Source organism: Nocardiopsis ganjiahuensis DSM 45031 (assembly GCF_000341085.1).
GTDB classification, from domain to species: Bacteria; Actinomycetota; Actinomycetes; order Streptosporangiales; family Streptosporangiaceae; genus Nocardiopsis; species Nocardiopsis ganjiahuensis.
Genome location: NZ_ANBA01000013.1, coordinates 102,269 through 120,086, shown reverse-complemented (window position 1 = coordinate 120,086; position 17,818 = coordinate 102,269). Strand labels below are relative to the sequence as shown.

Below are 17,818 nucleotides of genomic sequence, written 5' to 3'. Positions count from 1 at the left end.
CCGGCCCCGGAGGCGTGTCCGGGGCCGGAGTCAGGATCCGGAGGCGTGTCCGGGGCCGGAGTCAGGATCCGGAGCGGGTCCGGTTCCGGGGTCAGGTCCCCGAGCGCCACGTGCCCTGTGCGACGTCGGGCACGAATCCGGCGATCCGTTCGGCGGTGGCGGGATCGGTGAGATCGATCCGGCGCCCCTCCTGGGCCGACAGGTAGGCCGCCATCAGCAGCCGGGTCACGTCCCTGCCGTCATGGAGGTCCTCCCGGGGCTGCCTGCCGTCCAGGAAGCGCTCCACCATGTGCCGGTTCTCCTCGGTGTAGCCGTAGGTGGCGGCCTCGTCGGGCACCACCGGCATCAGCCCGCCCTCGGCGTTCTGCTTCTCCACCAGGTCCTCACCGGCCCGGCCCGCGATCTCACGGCTGAGGAACACCCGCGACTCGGTGTCCAGGGTGTTGGAGGACATGGAGTACTCCGGGCCCAGGAGTTCGTAGCTGAGCCGCAGACCCGCGCCCACGTAGCTCCAGGACGTGGTGGCCTCGGCGACCACCTCGTGGCCGTCGCCGTTGCGGTAGACCACCGTGGCCCGGGCGTAGTCCTCGGCGGGCCGGTTCCGGTAGTCCACCTCCGGGCCGTAGCGGTCGACCAGCTCGTCGGCGTAGTGGGGGCGCGCCCACTTCAGGGTGGCGACGGTGGCCTCCACGCTCACCGGCCGCAGCCAGTCCCGGGCCTTGGTGCCCGGCGGGGTGAGCAGGTAGCGGGACGCCTCCACGCTGTGGCACATCATGTCGTTCAGGACCCCGCCGCCCTGCTGGTCGCCCCGCCAGAACCACGCCCGGTGCGGGCCGCTGTGCTCCTCGGCGCAGCGCGCCAGGTAGGGCGCGCCGGAGGCGGAGGCACCGCGCGCCCACACCAGTTCGTGGGCGCGCGTCACCCCGGGCGCGAAGACCTGGTTCTCCAGGTAACCGTGGAGCAGGCCGGCGCCCTCCACCAGGCTCAGCACCTCCTCGGCCTCGGCGACCGTGCGGCCCAGCGGCTTCTCGATCGCGATCCCCCGCAGCTCGGCCCGGCCCGAGGACACCTCCTCGCAGATCGCCCGGACCGTCTCCAGCCGGACGTGGTTGGGCGTGGTCACCCACACCGCCTGCACGGCGGGGTCGCGCACCATGGCGCGCACGTCCTCGTAGCCGGCGGGGTCGCCCACGCGCAGTTCCCGCGCCAGGTCGCAGACCTCCCGCACGGTGGTCGCCGTCCGGCCGCACACCGCCACCACGTCGGCGTCGCGCACCCCGCGGAAGGCCCGGGTGTGGAAGTCGGCGATGAACCCGCTGCCGACGATGCCGACGCCGAGCCGACCGTTCACCTGTGATGTCACTTCGGGATCTCCCAATCCGGTAGTCGGCCGCGCGGGGCCCGGTGGTCAGCCGCGCGGTCTCGCCGCCGCGGTCAGCCGCGCAGGCGTTTCTGTCGGCCGTAGGCGGTCAGCACGATGATGAGCACCAGGCCGAAGAGGATCTGCCGGGGCGCGTCGCCCCATTCGCCGCCACCGATCTGCATGGTGCGCAGCAGCGCGCTCAGGACGGTGAGCAGGATGGCGCCGATGATCGTGCCCAGGTAGCCGCCGACCCCGCCGACCAGGGCGGTTCCGCCGATCACCGCGGCCGCGACGCTGTTCAGCATGTAGTCGGCGCCCAGGTTCGTGTAGACGTTCTGGGTGTAGCCCAGGAGCAGCAGCCCGCCCACCCCGGCGAACAGGGACGACAGCACGTAGGCGCTGAACTTCACCGCCGAGGGGTTGACCCCGGACAGGTAGGCGGTGGTGCGGTTGGCCCCCACCGCGTAGAGCCGCCACCCGTACGAGGTGCGCCGCAGCAGCCAGATCACCAGGACGGACAGTCCCAGCCACAGCCACAGGACCCCGGGGATGCCGAGCACCGTGTCGCCGGTGACCAGCTGGTTGAGCAGGGGCGCCGCCGAACCCTCGGGGCGGCCGCCGGTGTAGAGCCGGATGAACCCGGCCACGACGGCGATCATGCCCAGGGTCATGACCAGCGGTGGCACCCGGAACACCAGGACGCCGATCGCGTTGACCACACCGATCACGCAGGCCGAGGCCAGGGCCGCCAGCACCGCGAAGAACAGGCCGTCGTCGCTGCCGTTCATGAAGCGGGAGGCCACGATGGCGGACAGTGTCGCCGCCGCGCCCACCGAAAGGTCGATGCCCTCGCCGCCCGCGATGATCACCAGGGTCTGGCCGATCGCGATCACGCCGAGGAAGGAGGCCACCGTCAGCGTGGTGACGATGTGGCCCCAGGTGGCGAAGGCCGGCGAGTACAGGCTGGCCGCGCCCCACAGGAGCAGGGTGACGGCACCGGAGATCACCACCGGGTCCTTGGCCAGCCGGCGCAGGGGGATGCTCGGGATGGTGGTGGTCATCGGTTGCCTCCTGTTGTCCCGGCGGCCGATCCGTTGCGGTTGGTGAGCAGTCCGGCGAGCGCGATCGCGGCGATGATGATGCAGCCGTAGACGAACTCACGGGCGTTGGTGGGGACCCCCGCGAAGAACACCAGACCCTGGATGAGCGAGAGCACCACCGCTCCCACGAGCGCCCCGCCGACACCGCCGGACCCGCCGCGCAACCGGGTACCGCCGATGACCAGCGCGGCGATCGACCCCAGAGTGAGCTGCGTGCCCAGAGTGGGGTCGCCCGCCCCGGCGTCGGCCAGCAGCGCGACCCCGGCCAGGGCGGCCACCAGCCCGCCGAGGGTGTAGGACAGCACCCGCACCGCCGACACCGGCACCGCCGAGGTGTAGGCGGCGTCGGCGTTGCCGCCGACCGCGTAGAGGTGCTGGCCGAAGCGGGTCCCCCGCAGCAGCCGCCAGCCGAGGAACAGCGCCAGCAGCAGGATCGCGGGGATCGGGACGTACAGCAGCAGGACCATCCGGTAGGTCCCGGTGAGGACCGGGGCTGCCTGTCCGCCCGGGGTCGGCAGCACCAGGAGCGCCAGGCCGCCGAACACCGAGCTCGTGGCGAAGGTCGCCACGATGGGTTGCAGCCTCAGGACCGCCACCACCAGGCCGTTGAACAGCCCGCAGGCGGCTCCGGTCGCCAGGCCGGCGGCCAGGGCGAGCGGCAGGCGCCCGTCGTCGCCCTGCATGAGCACCACCGACACCGCCGAGGACAGCGTGACGACGGTGCCGATCGACAGGTCGATCCCGCCGCCGAGCACGATGATGGTCTGCGCGGCCGCGATGGTGGCCAAGGGGAGGAACGTGGCGAAACTGGCGCTGAGCCCGTAGGGGGAGAAGAACCCGGGCTGCAGGACGGCCGAGGCCACCACCGTGACCAGGAGCAGGAGGCCGACGGCCACGGTCGGCATACGCACCGACAGCACCGACCGCACGGGGCTCGGCAGGTCCGCCGTCCCGGGACTCCGCAGGAGGTTCATGCGCCGCCCTCCTCGGGGCCGTGGTCGGGTCCGGGGGCGCGCGCCTCGGGGTCGTGGTCCGGCTCGGGCAGCTCCGCCGCCGCGTCGCCGCTGTGCGCGGCGGCCACGTCGGCACCGGTGATGTGCATGGCGCTGGCGATCAGGGTGTCCTCGGTGAGGCGGTCCCCGAAGACCTCGTCGACCACCCGGCCCTCGAACATCACCAGTACGCGGTCGCACACCTCGACCAGCTCCCGGTCGTCGCTGGATCCCACGATCACCGCCGCCCCGGACGCCGCGAGCTCGGCCACCACCTCGAACATCTCGGCCTTGGCCCCGACGTCGATGCCCTTGGCCGGGTCGTCCATGAGCACCACCGACGGCTCGGTGGGAAACCACTTGCCCACCACGATCTTCTGCTGGTTGCCCCCGGAGAGCGTGGAGACCGGGTCGTCCAGGGATCCGTAGCGCGTGTTGATCCGTTCGGCCACCGAACGGGCGGCGGCGACCTCGCGGCGGCGTGACAGCGCCACGCCCAGGGCCGCGCGCCGGCCCACCGAGGGCAGCGCGAAGTTCTCCAGGATGGGGCGGCCCAGGGCCAGGCCCTGGCCGCCGCGGTTGCCGGGCACGTAACAGAAACCGGCCCGCACCGCCTGCTTCGGCGAGCGGGGGCGCACCGGGGCGCCGTTCAGCAGCACGGTGCCGCCGGTGCGGCGCCCGGAGCCGAACAGCGCCGCCATGAGTTCGGACTGTCCCTGCCCCTGGAGGCCGCCGAGCCCCAGCACCTCGCCCGCCCGCACGTGCAGGGAGACGCCGTCGAGCCGGTCCCCGGTGAGCTCCCGCACCTCCAGTCGCGGGGGCGCGGACGGGTCGGCGCCGACGGCCGGAGCGGCAGCCCCGGCGGTATCCGGGGCGGTCCTCAGCGCTGCCTGCCGGGCCGGAGCCGCCGAGGACCGGGCCTGCGGCTGCCCCGACATCAGCTCCACCAGTTCACGCTCGGGTGTGTCCGCGACCGTCACCGTGGCCACGTCGGTCCCGTTGCGCATCACGGTGGCGCGGTCGCACACGGAGAAGATCTCGGCCAGCCGGTGGGTGATGAACAGCACCAGCACTCCGCGCTCACGCAGGTCCGTGACGACCTCGAAGAGCACCTCCACCTGGCCCCGGCGCAGCGAGGCGGTCGCCTCGTCCAGCACCAGCACCTGGGGATCGCGTACCAGCGCCTTGCACACCTCCACGACCTGCCGCTCCCCCGGGTCCAGGTCCCCGACGCGTTCCCTGACGGGCACCCGCCCCCCGAAGGCCGGGGCGAAGCGCTCCAGCCACGGCAGGGCGCGGGCGGTCGCGGCGCGCCGGTCGCGCAGCCCGAACCGGGTCGGCTCCACCCCCAGCAGCAGGTTGTCCAGGACGGTGAAGTCCTCGACCAGCGACAGCTCCTGGTAGACGGAGGCCACCCCGGCGGCCAGGGTGTCGCGGGGGCCCCGGGGCCGCAGCGGCTCGCCCCGCAGCCGGACCTCGCCGGCGTCGGGCCCGACCACCCCGGTCAGCACCTTCAGCAGGGTCGACTTGCCCGAACCGTTGGGGCCGAGCACGGCGTGCACGGTTCCCGCGTCGGCCTCGAAGTCGGCCCCGTCCAGCGCGGTGACCCCTCCGTAGCGTTTGCGCACACCGCTCATGCGCAGAAACGGTGGTGAGTCCACAAGTTCTCTCCCTGGTCCTGGGGCCTGCCCGTCCGTCGCCCTACTCGAAGTAGGCGTCGGCCTCCTCCGAGGTGAGCGCGTGGTCCACCGCGTAGGCGTCGTTCTCGTCCTCGACCTGGGCGAACTGGTCGTCGAAGTTGTCGTCGGTGACGGTCTCGGGGATGGGCAGCCAGGCGTTGTTGCCGTCGAGCGCGTCCGCGGCGAACTCCTGCCCCTGGAGCATCCGGACGACCACGTGCAGCGCCGACACCGAGACCGACGGCGGGTTGGGCACCCCGATGCTGCTGAAGTCGCCCTCCTCCCGCTGGGCGTCCCACTCGCGCATGTAGCCCACCCGGGCCTCGCCGACCAGCGCGACGTCCTCCAGGGCGCCCTCGGCCTCCAGCGCCCGGAACGCGCCGAGCGCCATACCGTCCTGCACGAAAACCCCGTCGACATCGGGGTTGCTGGCGAGCAGGTCACGGGTGACCGTCTGGCCCTGGTTCTGGTCCCACTCGGCGTAGTCGTTGGCGACCACCTCGACCCCGGCGGCGTCGAAGACCTCGCTCGCGCCCGACCAGCGGTCCTCGTTGGCGGGGTGGCCGTCGATGCCGTTCACCGCGATGATCTGACCGCCCTCGCCGACCTCGTCGGCCAGCCACTGGGCCGAGATCGAGGCCCACTCGGACTGGTCGATGACCACGTTGACCACGTCCTCGGACTCCACCGCCTGGTCGATGGCCACGATCTGGATGCCCTGGTCGGCGGCCTCCGCGAAGACCTGGTCGAGCGCGGTGGGCGAGTTCGGGTTGACGATGATCGCGTCCACGTCGGAGCGGATCAGGTTGCGGATCTGCTGGATCTGGCCGTTGATGTCGACGTCGGCGCTCTCCACGACCAGCTCGTCGACCACCCCCTCGGCCTCGTACTCCTCGAACGCGGTCTCCAGAGCCGACAGCATCTGCTCGCGCCACTCGCTGCCGATGAAGCCGTTGCTGACACCGATGGTGAAGGGCCCCTCGGCGTCGCCCTCGCCACCACCACCGCCGCCGCCTCCTTCGGGTGTGCTGCAGGCCGTGGCGAGCAGTGTTCCGGCCACGGCCGCGGCGCCGAGCGCGCGCAGCCCGAACCGGCCTCGTCCAAGCGTGTTCCGGTGCGTCATCGAACCCATCGGGGGGCCTCCATCCTGTGACCTGAGTCACGAACCTACGGACTCTTGTGACGAGCGTCAATAACCTTTTTGTCGCCAATCGATGGAAGTCAGCAAAGATTCGTCCTGAGGGCACACAAAAGAGCAGAGCGTTGCCAGAGCTTTACGGCGAATTTCCCGGAAAGGAGGAGAACCAGCATCAGACCGGGCCTCGGAGTGACGAACCCGGCGCAGGTTCGGACGCGCCCGGCTCAGCCCAGTCGGGCGGCGAGGGCGCGCAGGGCCACGGGGCCGATCGGCTCGGTCTCTGTCAGGGGGAGTTCGACGGTGCCGTGCGGGGCGAAGCGTTCGCGGACGGCCTTCAGGACCTCGGGATCGGCGTCGGCCGGCACCTGGTTCACGATCACCGCGCCCAGGCGGAAGCCGCTGCCGACGAGCTGGGCGGCGGCGCGGTCGGTCTCGGCCAGCACCATCCGGCGCGGCAGCAGGACGAGCCGGACCTCGGCGTCCTCGCGCAGGCGTGCGGCGGCCCGCTCCAGTTTGCGGCGGCGGGCGTGCAGCTTCTCCAGCAGGGGGTCGTCCGGGGCCCCGTCGGGTCCGCCGCCGACGACCCCGACGGCGAACCGGTCGGCGTCCACGGCGCGTTCGCGCTGGCGCACCAGGCCCTGCACCCAGGGGGTGAGCAGTTCGGGCAGGTCGAGCAGGCGCAGGAGGTGGCCGGTGGGCGCGCTGTCCACCACGAGGCGGTCCCACTTCCCGGGGACCTCCTCCATGGCGTCCATGAGCAGGTCGGCCAGGGCGGACTCGGCCATGCCGGGTCCGGCGGCGGCGTGGTCCAGGTGCCGGGTGACGGCGGGCAGGATCTCCCGGGGCAGGGCGGCGCCGGCGTCGTCGCTGATCTGCCGGACCCTGCGCTTCAGTGCGGCGTCCGCGTCGGGCTCGCGCGCCCACAGGTTCCCGCTGACCTGGACCGGGCGGTCCCCCAGGGGGAGGTCGAGCGCGTCGCCGAGCGAGTGCGCCGGGTCCGTGGAGACCAGCAGGGTGCGCAGGCCCCCGTCGGCCAGGCGCAGCGCGTGCGCGGCGGCCATGGTGGTCTTGCCGACCCCGCCCTTGCCGCCGAAGAAGACGATGGGAGGAGCCGGCACCTCACCCGGGGCACCGCCGGCCCCGGCCCGTTCACCGCGCCGTCCGCCGAACCTCAACAGCACACCCCCGGTCCGCCGAAATCGTCGCGCCCCATGCGCTGGTGCCATTCGTGCAGGTCGGCGACCATGTAGGGGATGAGGTCGAGGGTCTCGTAGGACACGGGCCCCTCCACTCCCAGGGTCTCCAGGAGCAGCAGCGCCCGCAGTGTGTCCTCCTGGGTGCGCGCCTCCCGGCGCAGCTCCTGCCGCCAGCGCGAGGCGAAGACCTCCTCGTGGAAGGCCTCCACCCGCTTCCAGGCGTCCCGCGCCCGGGAGAGCGCACCCAGTGGGTTCACAGTTACTTCTCCTTCGGGTCCGTGGTGTCGGAGGCGTCGTCGGAGGCCCCCTCGGGACCGGCGCTCTCGGCGCCGACACCCTCGGCGGCGCCCCCGCTCCCGTCGCCCGCAGGGCCGGGGAGCTCCCCGGCCCTGCGGGCGGCGAACGCCTTGCGCAGAGCCAGCCCGGCCTCGACGATCAGCCAGATCGCCAGCACGAAGATGAGGAAGTCGATCGGGGCCAGCAGGAACAGGTCGATCAGCGAATCCGACCGCAGGAACGCGACGAGGTTGACGACGAGCGCCCAGGACGTCATCACCAGCAGGAAGACCAGCGGGACGAGGATCGCCAGCGGGTTGCGCCCCCGCTTGGTCACCCACACCGCGATCACCGCGAGCGCGAGCCCGGCGGTGAGCTGGTTGGTGGTGCCGAACAGCTGCCACAGGGTACCGAAGGCGAAGTCGCCCGGGATGAGCGCCAGGGCCAGCGGAACGATCGTGGCGATCAGGGTGGCCAGCGTGAGGTTGCGCGCCAGAGGGCGGAAGCGGACGATCTCGGCGATCTCCTGGACGATGTAGCGCTGCAGGCGCACACCGGTGTCCATGGTGGTGGCGGCGAAGCTGACCACGACGACCACCGCGAAGATGACGCCGACCTGCAGCGGGATGCCGATGTTGGTCGCGAACTGGCCGACACCCTCGACGAAGTTGCCCGTCGCCCCGGCCGAGGCGGATCCGAAGTCGCTGTACAGGCCCCGCCAGTCCGCGAGCGGCGAGGCGGAGGCCGCGACCACACCGGCGGTGCAGGCCAGGATCGAGCAGACCGCGAGCGCGCCCTCACCGGCGGCGCCCAGGTAGCCGACCATCCGGGTGTCGGTCTCCTTGTCGATCTGCTTGGCCGTGGTCCCCGAGGCGACGAGGCTGTGGAAGCCGGAGATCGCACCGCAGGCGATGGTGACGAACAGGAGCGGGAACCAGGGCGGGGAGCCCGCGGGAACGTCGTTGTTGACCACCGGCGCGACGATCGTGTCCCAGCCGGCGATCACACCGAGGCCGATGACCGCGAAGGCCAGCAGCATCTGGTGCAGGTTGACGTAGTCGCGCGGCTGGAGCAGCATCCACACCGGGATGCGGGACGCGATGAACGCGTACACGAACAGCAGGACGATCCACACCGTGTTGGGGGTCGTTCCCAGGGCCTCGGAGACGCCGGAGATGTCGATCGGGAGCATCACGCCGAGCGGGATGCACACGTAGACCAGGGCCAGCGCGACGAGCGAGGGCACCAGGGCGGCGGTACGGCGCCTGTAGACGAACTGGCCGACCGCGATGGCCAGCGGGATCGTCACCAGGACCGGCAGCACGGCCGCCGGATAGGCCACGAACAGGTTCGAGATGACCACGGCGAACACCGCGTTGACCATGGTCAGCAGGAAGAAGATGATCACCAGGAACAGCGTCCGGGAACGCTTGCTGATGACCTCTCCGGCCAGGGTGCCGATACTGCGGGCCCGGTGCCGGACCGACACCACCAGGGCGCCGAAGTCGTGCACACCGGCCGCGAAGACGGTACCGAGCAGGATCCACGCGAGGGCGGGCCCCCAGCCCCAGAACACCGCGACGGCCGGACCGACGATCGGAGCTGCGCCCGCCACCGAGATGAAGTGGTGGCTGAAGACGATGTGCCGGTTGGTCGGGACGAAATCGACGCCGTCCTTGTAGGTGTGCGCCGGGGTGATGTACCCGGGGTCGAGCGCGTACACCTTCTCTGCCAGATATCGCGAGTAGTAGCGGTAGCCAACGGCGAACACCGCCACCGACGCGATGAGGACCAGGGCTGCGGGCATGGCCGGGGCCCACCTTTCACGCTCCGGGTCCGAGTCGTCGTCGCGACCCCTCGATCCGCACTCGTCGCTTGGGGCATCGCGACCGATTCGGAGGATGGGTTAAAGTCATCAGAAATTAACATGCGGCATTCCTCACATATAAGGCCTGACCTTGACTGACGTGATCACGGTTTGGCAGCGATCCACCGTCGCCGAACTCTCCTGGACCACCTCTTCGGGCCCTTCCGGGATTCCCGTGGTTCCGCTCATCTGGCGCGACCGACCGTGCGTCGCCCTGCCCTACTCCATGGCCGGGACCGCCCTCTCGCTCCGCGGGCGCCACGTCGCCTTCAGCGTGAGCGCCGAGGACGCGGGCGGACGGTCCGCCGTGGTCGGAACGGGACCCGTCGAGGTGGTCGAGGACCTCGACGGCTCCGAGTTCGTGGAGCACCTGGTGGAACAGGAGGCGGTCAAGCACCCGCCCACGCGCCTGCGCGCGGACAGCCTCATCGCCCGCCGGGAGAACTGGTGGTGGGTGCCGCGCCTGATCGTGTCGCTGAAATCCGTCGAGGACCAGCGCGAACTCCACCCGCGCACCCGAGCCGGCGACGCCCTGCTGGTGCGCGACCGCTCGGGCCGCCCCGAGGTGGACGTGGTCACGGCCGAGGACTGGTCGAACGGCTCCACGGAGAGCCTCACCCTGTGGTCCCGCGGCGGCGGCCTGCTCGAAGGGGCCCGGGAACCGGTGTTCGTGTTCTCCCACCAGTACAGCCCGGACTTCGAACGCTGGGAGCGCTGGTCCCGGTCGGGCAGCCTCAGCGGCGAGTCCCTCCTCGTGACCGGCGCCGAGGGCGCCCCCGTCGGCGACTCCCCCGGCGGCCCCCTGCCGCCCTACGGCCTGCTCGAACGCTTCAGCAACCACCGCTCCCTGGCCCGCACCTGCCGCTCCGCCATCGCCGAGGCCGAGTCCCGCCAGGCTTCCTGACGCCCTCCGGAACGCTCTCGCGGGAGGCCGTGCCGAGGGCCCGGTCCCGCGCCCGGCGTCAGCACCGGTGACGGTGACGGACCGGGGTCGCCCCCTCTCGCAGCGGGGTGGCTTTCGGATCGGTCCCGGAGCGCCGGGGGCCCGGTTCCAACCGGTCACGCCCGGTGCCCGGGGTCGCTGGCGTGCGGCGTCGTTCCCGTGTCACAAGGCCTCATCCGCACCGGGAGCAAACCTCGTGTCCAACAGTGGACAGCTTTCCCGTGGGGCGCGGAAGTGAACGCTACTGTCACGGTGTCTCCCGGACCCGACCGGGCTCCGGGGGCCGATCCGCTCGCTTCCATGTTCGCCACCCCCACGTTCACTGGAGGACCCCCGTGCCCGCTCGTCCCCCCGCCCGTCGGGGCGCCCGCGCCCTCGCGGCCGTCGCCCTGTCCGCCACCACCCTGCTCGGCGGCTTCCTCGTCGCCGTGCCCGCCCACGCCGCCGCTCCCCAGGAGGTGTCGGCGGCACAGCAGGTGTGCCAGTACCGCGTGACGGTCAACGGCCTCTACGTCCGCTCCGGCCCCGGCACCCAGTACACCGCTGTCGCCTGGCTGTCGTCCGGCACCCTCGTCTACGGCACCTCCACCGTGCAGAACGGGTTCCGCAAGCTGAGCGGCGCCAACCGCTGGGCCTCCAGCCAGTACCTCGCGCGCACGAACACGCCCTGCGCGGCCTGACGCCCCACCCGATCCGATCCCCCGCCCCGCTGGTCCGCCGCGGGAGGGCCGGCACGGGTTCCCCACCCGTACCGCCCTCCCACGCCCTAGCGGTTCAGGTAGGCGAGGACGGCCAGGACCCGGCGGTGGCCGTCGGTCCGAGGATCCAGGTCGAGTTTGGTGAAGATCGAGCCGATGTGCTTGCTCACCGCCGCGTCCGACACCACCAGCAGGCGGGCGATGGCGGCGTTGGACTCACCCCGGGCCATGAGGTCCAGGACCTCGCGTTCGCGGGGGGCCAGGCGGGCGAGCGGGCTCGACCGGGCCGCCAGCATCACCCGGACCACCTCACGGTCCAGGACCGTCCCGCCGGAGGAGACCTTGGCGACCGCGTCCGCGAACTCGGCCACGTCGCCGATGCGCTCCTTGAGCAGGTAGCCCACCCCGGCGGGGGCGTCGATCTCCAGCAGCTCCGAGGCGTAGGCGGGCTGCACGTACTGGCTGAGCACGATGATCCCGAGGTCGGGGCGGGACCGGCGGATGCGCACGGCGGCGAGCAGGCCCTCGTCCGAGTAGCCCGGCGGCATCCGCACGTCCGTGACGACCAGGTCCGGGCCGTGTTCGCGGACCGCCTCCTCCAGGGCGTCGGCGTCGCCGACCGAGGCCGCCACCTCGTGTCCGAACCTCCTCAGGACCCCGGCCACCCCCTCGCGGAGCAGTACGGAGTCGTCCGCCACCACGACGGTCAGGGCGCGCGTCATTCGGGAATCTCCAGTCGCACAGTGGTCGGACCGCCCTCGGGGCTGTCCACGGTCAGTCGGCCGGACAGGACCGCCAGCCGGTTGCGCAGGCCGCTCAGCCCGCCGCCGTCCGGTCCGGCCCCGCCGGGGCCGTCGTCGGTCACCTCCACTCGGAGGGTCCCGTCCACCACGGTCCCGTACACGCGGACCGGCGCGCCCGGCGCGTGTTTGGCGGCGTTCGCGATCGCCTCGCACACCACGAAGTAGGCGGTGGACTCCACCGGCCCCGGAAGGCGCCCGGGCAGGTCCAGGTCGATCTCCACCGAGGAGCCGGAGCGGGCGGCCACGTCCCACAGGGCCGCGGGGAGCCCGCGCTCGGTGAGTACCTGGGGGTAGATGCCCCGCACCAGGTCGCGGAGGTCCCCCAGGGCCAGGGACACCTGCTCGCGGGCCTCGCGTACCGCTCCGGCGGCCGGAGAGCCCGGTGGCAGGTCCAGCTCGGCCAGCCCGAGGGAGGTCTTCACCGCGACCAACCGCTGCTGGGCTCCGTCGTGCAGGTCGCGTTCGATCCTGCGCCGCTCCTCGTCGAAGGCCTCGGCCAACGCCGCACGGGACGTGGTGACGGCGCGCAGCTCGGCGGCGAGCCGCTCCTCCCTCGGTGACAGCACGGCGCGGGCGATCTCCGACCGCGCCGCCGCCCAGCCCGCCACCAGGTAGAGGCCGACCAGCCACAGGGAGGCCCACCCGAGGAGGGTGGCCCACCGTTCGGCCGTGTTCAGCTGGTCCGAGTCGATGTAGCTGAGGACACCCGTCAGCGGGACGCCGAGCGCCACCGTGAGGACCGCCACGTCCAGGAGGCAGAGCACCGTCAGGCTGAGCACCGTGTATCCGACGTCGCGCCACAGGCGGGGCGAGGCCGGACCGGGCCGCTCGCCGCGCGGCCCGGGCGGGGCACCGGTCCCCCGCGGCGGTTCCAGCGGGTCACCGATCAGCCCTTCGCAGAACCGGCCCCAGCGGGCGACCAGCGGGGTACTGGCGGGGATCAGCACCAGGCACAGCACCACCAGGCCTGTTTCCCAGTACCACTGCCGGAGCGCACCGGGCCAGACCACCGACAGCGCCTGCACGGAGCCGAACAGCAGCACTCCCCCGGCGGCACCGGCCAGCACGTAGGCCAGGGCGCGCCACGGCCAGGACGACAGCAGGAAGCGGTGGGGCGCGAGCGTGATCGCGGCGCGCAGGGTTCGGACCGTCACGGATGCGACCTTAGACGGCCCGGGCTCCCGCGCGCGGTAGAGCAGGGTCTACCCCTGACTCTCCACCAGGGGCACCCGCGCCGGACCCTCCCGTACCGCTGTGATCGGAGGTATGAACCGCACACTCGAAGCCAGGCGCGGCGCCACACACGAGGCCCTCCGCATCGACGCCCTGACCAAGCGCTACACCACCGGCGGCCACGAGGTCGCCGCACTCGACGGCGCGTCGCTCGACGTCCGGGCGGGGACCTTCACGGCCATCATGGGGCCGTCGGGTTCGGGGAAGTCGACCCTGCTGCACTGCGCCGTGGGGCTGGACCGCCCCGACGGCGGGAGCATCGTCGTGGACGGGATCGATCTGGGCGGTCTCGGTGAACGGGAGATCACCGAGTTCCGCCGCGAACGGGTCGGCTTCGTCTTCCAGAGCTACAACCTCGTCGACTCGCTCACCGCCGCCCAGAACGTGCTGCTGCCCGCACGGTTGGCCCGCGGCGCCCTGGGACGCGAGGACGCCCTCGCCGCACTGGACGGGGTGGGGCTGCGCGACCGCGCCGACCACCGCCCCCACCAGCTCTCCGGCGGTGAGCAGCAGAGGGTCGCGATCGCCCGCGCCGTCCTGACCCGGCCGGCCGTGATCTGCGCCGACGAACCCACCGGCGCGCTCGACCTCGCGCGCGGCCGCCAGGTGCTGGACCACCTGCGAGCGGTCGTGGACACCCACGCCCGGACGGTTCTCGTGGTCACCCACGACCCCACCGTGGCCGCGCGCGCCGACCGGGCCGTGTTCATGGCCGACGGCCGGATCGTGGACGAACTCGACCGCACCGCCGGTGACCGGCTCGACGCCGCGTCCATCGCGGTGCGCATGGCCGAGCTGGAGGAGGCATGATCACGCTCTCCATGGTCAGGCACCGCATGCGCGCGATCCTGGGCGGTTTCGTCGCGCTGACCCTGGCCGTGGCCCTGTTGACGGCCTCGGCGATCGTCATCGCCTCGTCCCTGCCCGCGGTGCCGCCGCGTTACGAGCGCGCCGACGCCCTCGTCGTGCCCGAGGAGGCCGGTACCCGCTCCGACGACGTCACCGTGGTCCGCGCGGTCTGGACCGGCGCGGAGGCCGACTCCCTCGCCGGGGAGCTCACCCGCTCCGAGGAGGTGGCCGTCGCGGTCGCCGAGCGGCGCTTCGACGTCCGGGTCATGGACGGCGACCGCGTCCTCGGTGACGCCGCGGACGGCGCCCCCGGCGGCGCCGGCTGGTCCTCCTTCGCCCTCGGAAGCACGGCGCTGCTCGAGGGCGGGGCTCCGTCCGGGGCGGCCGAGGTCGTACTGCCGCGGTCCTACGGGCGCGCGGTCGGGGACACCGTCACCGTGCTGACGGCCGGTGCCGAGTGGACCATGACCGTCTCCGGGGTCACCGACGGCCAGGACGTCCTGGTTCCCGACCCGCTCGCCGGGGAGACCGCCACGGGCGTGTCCGTCATCGGCGTGGTGGCGGCGCCCGGAGTGGGTACCGCCGCCGTCGACGACCTGGTGCGGAGCGCGGTCCGGGACTCGGCGGGGCCGACCGCGGAGGTGTTCACCGGCACCGATCAGGGCGCCATGGACGCGGAGTTCGACGACTCCGGCAACTGGGTGGGCACGCAGCTGCTGATCCTGGTCGGTGCGCTGTCCGTGTTCGTCTCCGTGTTCGTGGTCGGCACCACCTTCACCTTCCAGGTGGCGGTACGCCGCCGGGAACTCGCGCTCCTGCGCGCGGTGGGCGCGACCCCGGGACAGGTGCGGAGGATGCTGCTGGGCGAGGCGGCGGTCGTGGGCGCGGCCGCTTCCCTGGTGGGCGCGGTGCTCGGGGTCGGCGGTGCCTTCCTTCTGGGCGGATGGATGGTCGACCTCGACCTCCTGTCCCGGCACTGGGAGGTGCGCTCCGTCGCCCTGCCCGTCGCCGTGTCGGTGCCGATCGGGGTCGTCACCGCGGTCACCGGTGTCCTGTCCGCCTCACGCAGGGGTGCGGCGGTCGCTCCCCTGGAGGCCCTGCGCCCGGAGAACACGCGTGCGGAGGCGGTGCCGCGATGGCGCCTGTGGGTCGCCGGGACCGCGGCGGTCCTGGGCGCCGTGTTCGCGGTCGCGACCGTGCGGGGGGACATGGAGCAGGCCGTCTCCTACGCGTTGGGCACCGCCCTGGCCCTCGTGGTGGCGCTGGCCGTCGCCGCCCCCGTCTACCTGCCGCGGCTCGTCGGTCTGCTGCCGGGACGCTCCCCCCTGTCGGACCTGCTGCGCTCCGAGGCGCGCGCCGGGGCTCGGCGGCTGGCCTCGACCATGCTGCCCGCCCTGCTGATCTCCGCCCTCGCGGTCACCATGCTCGGCCAGGCCGACACCCTGGGCGGGGCGATCGACGAGCACTCCCGCGGCGACATCCCCGGCGAGGCGATGGTGACGCGTCCCGACGGCGGGAACGGCCTGACCGATCTGGCGCTGGAGCGGACCCGCGAACACGCTCAGGGGGAGGTCCACAGCACCCTCTCCACCGGTGTGTACGTGGACGGGAACTGGGTGGAGGCGGTGGGGCTCCACCGGAACGCCCCGCCGGCGGGGACCGCCTGGGCCTCGCCCGCCACGGCGGCGGAGTTCGGCTGGGAGGAGGACGACACCGTCGACCTGACCTGGCGTGACGGTACGACCGGTCGGGTCACGGTCACCGTCGGCCCGTTCCCGCCCGAGCTCGAGATGTGGGCGGAACTGGCGCTCCCGCACGACCTCGCCCGCGAGCACGACCCGGGCACGTTCACGACCGCCGCGTCCTTCGACCCGCTGGACGCCGACGCCCTCTCCGCCGTCCTCGCCGATCAGGGGTCCGAGGTGGTGTCCACCTCCCGGCTGATCGACGAGGGTGTGGCCGCGGAGATGCGCCTGGTGCGCCTGTTCGCCGTGATCATCCTGGTGCTGTCGCTGGGGTACACGGCGATCTCCCTGGCCAACTCGCTGTCCCTGTCCACCTCGGCGCGCCGCCGCGACCTCGCCCTGCTGCGGGTCACCGGCGTGCACCGGCGGCAGGTGCTGGTCCTGTTGACCGCCGAGTCGGCGCTGGTCGGCGCGATCGGCCTGGCTCTGGGCGCTCTGATCTCCCTGCCCGGGCTGTTCGCGCTCACCTGGAGCCTGCGGGACGAGTTCGACCCCCGGCGGGGGCCCGCGGAGGTGGCGGTCCAGCTGCCCTGGGCGGACCTCGGCGCAGTGTCCGCCGCCTGCCTGGTGATCGGGGTCCTGGCCGCGCTGGTGCCCGCCGTCCGCGCGATGCGGCGCTCCCCCGCCGCCATGGTCGCCGAACGCGGGTGACGCGGTGCCGGCGGCGGAAGGCGGGTACCGCCGTGCGGGCAGCTGAACGCGGGTACCGCCGTGCGGCCGGCGGAGCGTGATCACCTCCTGTCCCCGCGCCCTGGTCCCGGGGTCCGCACACCCCGGGACCAGGGGCGACGGGCGGATAGAATTCGCCCGTACCGCCGGACGGGAAGAAACGCGCATGGGGAATCTGAACAGCGAGCTTTTCGCGGCGATCGACAGCGTCGCCGACGGGGCCAACGAACACCAGCTGGCCGTGTCGGTCCAGGAACTCATGAAGAAGTACCGGAGCCGGGTCGATCCCCGGGACATCGTCCTGGCCTCGGACACCGACGTCATCGCCTACGCCGCCTACCGGCTCCCCGCCACCTTCGCCGCCGCCCGGTCGGCCTTCGAGGCGGCGGCCGCCGCGGTCCCCGGGTTCGCCCCGGCCACCCACCTCGACGTCGGCGGGGGCATGGGAGCGGCCGTGTGGGCCGCCTCCGACGCCTGGCCGTCCCTGCGTTCCACCACCGTCCTGGAGCAGTCGGCCCCCGCCATCAAGCTCGGCAAGCGGATCGCGCGCAGGTCCACCGGCACCGCGGTGAAGGGTTCGGAGTGGGAACGCTTCCGGCTCACCGGCGCCGTCCCGGACGGCCCCCGCGTGGACCTTGCCACCATGTCCTACGTGCTCAACGAGCTCACCCCGCAGGTGCAGGAGGAGGTCGTGCGCTCCCTGGCGCGGCGGGCGAGGACGGTCGTCCTGGTCGAGCCCGGCACCCCGGAGGGCTACGAGCGCATCATCGCCGCCCGCAAGCACCTGCTCGCGGAAGGGCTGTCCGTGGCGGCCCCCTGCCCGCACGGGGAGGCCTGCCCCATCGCCCCGGGCGAGGACTGGTGCCACTTCTCCGAGCGGCTCAACCGCTCCGGTATCCAGCGCCGGCTCAAGTTCGCCCGCCTGGGGTTCGAGGACGAGAAGTACTCCTTCGTGGCCGCCACCAGCGAACCCGTCGAGCGCCCGGCCAACCGGATCCTGCGCCACCCCCAGAAGCGCAAGGGCCTGGTCTCGCTGAGCCTGTGCACCACCGGCCCGGGGATCGAGGAGCGGGTGGTGTCCAAGCGCCAGGGCCCGTCCTACCGCGCGGCCCGCAAGGCCGAGTGGGGCGACGCCTGGCCGCCCCCGGAGGACCCCGAGAGCTGAGCAGGCCCGGGCACGGACGCCGACCGGGTCCGGGCCGGGCCGCCGACCCGGGTGGGTTCCGGCCGCCGACCACCCTCAGAGGGACATCCGTTACGCTTCGGC

At 72.8% G+C, this 17,818-nt stretch carries 15 protein-coding genes; 5 read left to right on the top strand and 10 right to left on the bottom strand.

Annotated features, from left to right (window positions below; genetic code table 11):
* Nucleotides 1-91: 91 nt before the first annotated feature.
* From D458_RS0118425 to D458_RS0118390, 8 genes are all read right to left on the bottom strand, one after another.
* The gene (locus D458_RS0118425; RefSeq protein ID WP_239648001.1) at nt 92-1,363 is read right to left on the bottom strand and encodes a Gfo/Idh/MocA family protein; all 1,272 of its coding nucleotides are present in this window, start codon (nt 1,361-1,363) and stop codon (nt 92-94) included.
* 71 nt (nt 1,364-1,434) lie between these two features.
* Nucleotides 1,435-2,424, bottom strand: a complete 990-nt coding sequence (locus D458_RS0118420; protein ID WP_017588229.1) for an ABC transporter permease — start codon at nt 2,422-2,424, stop codon at nt 1,435-1,437.
* Entirely contained in the window at nt 2,421-3,437 is a 1,017-nt protein-coding gene (locus tag D458_RS0118415; protein WP_017588228.1) for an ABC transporter permease, read from the bottom strand. The genes D458_RS0118420 and D458_RS0118415 overlap by 4 nt, the downstream gene beginning before the upstream one ends.
* On the bottom strand, nt 3,434-5,116 hold the full coding sequence (locus D458_RS33720; RefSeq protein WP_239648000.1) for a sugar ABC transporter ATP-binding protein: 1,683 nt from the start codon (nt 5,114-5,116) through the stop codon (nt 3,434-3,436). Before D458_RS33720 ends, D458_RS0118415 begins: the two co-directional genes overlap by 4 nt.
* Before the next feature lie 40 nt (nt 5,117-5,156).
* Nucleotides 5,157-6,266, bottom strand: a complete 1,110-nt coding sequence (locus D458_RS0118405; RefSeq protein ID WP_017588226.1) for a substrate-binding domain-containing protein — start codon at nt 6,264-6,266, stop codon at nt 5,157-5,159.
* A gap of 230 nt (nt 6,267-6,496) precedes the next feature.
* The gene (locus tag D458_RS0118400; protein WP_017588225.1) at nt 6,497-7,453 is read right to left on the bottom strand and encodes an ArsA family ATPase; all 957 of its coding nucleotides are present in this window, start codon (nt 7,451-7,453) and stop codon (nt 6,497-6,499) included.
* The gene (locus D458_RS0118395; RefSeq protein ID WP_017588224.1) at nt 7,444-7,725 is read right to left on the bottom strand and encodes a cory-CC-star protein; all 282 of its coding nucleotides are present in this window, start codon (nt 7,723-7,725) and stop codon (nt 7,444-7,446) included. The genes D458_RS0118400 and D458_RS0118395 overlap by 10 nt, the downstream gene beginning before the upstream one ends.
* Nucleotides 7,726-7,727: 2 nt before the next feature.
* A complete protein-coding gene (locus D458_RS0118390; protein ID WP_017588223.1) occupies nt 7,728-9,551 on the bottom strand; it encodes a carbon starvation CstA family protein in 1,824 nt (607 codons plus the stop codon).
* A gap of 151 nt (nt 9,552-9,702) precedes the next feature.
* Here D458_RS0118390 and D458_RS0118385 point away from each other — a divergent pair, with 151 nt between their 5' ends.
* On the top strand, nt 9,703-10,515 hold the full coding sequence (locus D458_RS0118385) for a hypothetical protein (RefSeq protein WP_026119439.1): 813 nt from the start codon (nt 9,703-9,705) through the stop codon (nt 10,513-10,515).
* A 374-nt stretch (nt 10,516-10,889) separates the two neighbouring features.
* On the top strand, nt 10,890-11,234 hold the full coding sequence (locus D458_RS33715) for an SH3 domain-containing protein (RefSeq protein WP_017588221.1): 345 nt from the start codon (nt 10,890-10,892) through the stop codon (nt 11,232-11,234).
* An 86-nt stretch (nt 11,235-11,320) separates the two neighbouring features.
* On the opposite strand, the gene D458_RS0118375 is transcribed toward D458_RS33715, so the two are convergent.
* Together D458_RS0118375 and D458_RS0118370 are read right to left on the bottom strand one after the other, a co-directional pair.
* On the bottom strand, nt 11,321-11,974 hold the full coding sequence (locus tag D458_RS0118375) for a response regulator transcription factor (protein ID WP_017588220.1): 654 nt from the start codon (nt 11,972-11,974) through the stop codon (nt 11,321-11,323).
* On the bottom strand, nt 11,971-13,209 hold the full coding sequence (locus D458_RS0118370; RefSeq protein ID WP_017588219.1) for a sensor histidine kinase: 1,239 nt from the start codon (nt 13,207-13,209) through the stop codon (nt 11,971-11,973). Before D458_RS0118370 ends, D458_RS0118375 begins: the two co-directional genes overlap by 4 nt.
* Before the next feature lie 112 nt (nt 13,210-13,321).
* On the opposite strand from D458_RS0118370, the gene D458_RS0118365 reads away from it, so the two are divergent.
* The 3 genes from D458_RS0118365 to D458_RS0118355 all read left to right on the top strand — a co-directional run bounded on the left by D458_RS0118365 (nt 13,322) and on the right by D458_RS0118355 (nt 17,716).
* Nucleotides 13,322-14,098 carry an ABC transporter ATP-binding protein gene (locus tag D458_RS0118365; RefSeq protein ID WP_017588218.1) on the top strand — a complete coding sequence of 259 codons (777 nt, stop codon included), beginning with the start codon at nt 13,322-13,324 and terminating at the stop codon, nt 14,096-14,098.
* Nucleotides 14,095-16,533: an ABC transporter permease gene (locus tag D458_RS0118360; protein ID WP_017588217.1), complete on the top strand. Its 2,439-nt coding sequence runs from the start codon at nt 14,095-14,097 to the stop codon at nt 16,531-16,533. The genes D458_RS0118365 and D458_RS0118360 overlap by 4 nt, the downstream gene beginning before the upstream one ends.
* Before the next feature lie 184 nt (nt 16,534-16,717).
* The gene (locus D458_RS0118355) at nt 16,718-17,716 is read left to right on the top strand and encodes a small ribosomal subunit Rsm22 family protein (RefSeq protein ID WP_017588216.1); all 999 of its coding nucleotides are present in this window, start codon (nt 16,718-16,720) and stop codon (nt 17,714-17,716) included.
* Nucleotides 17,717-17,818: the final 102 nt, after the last annotated feature.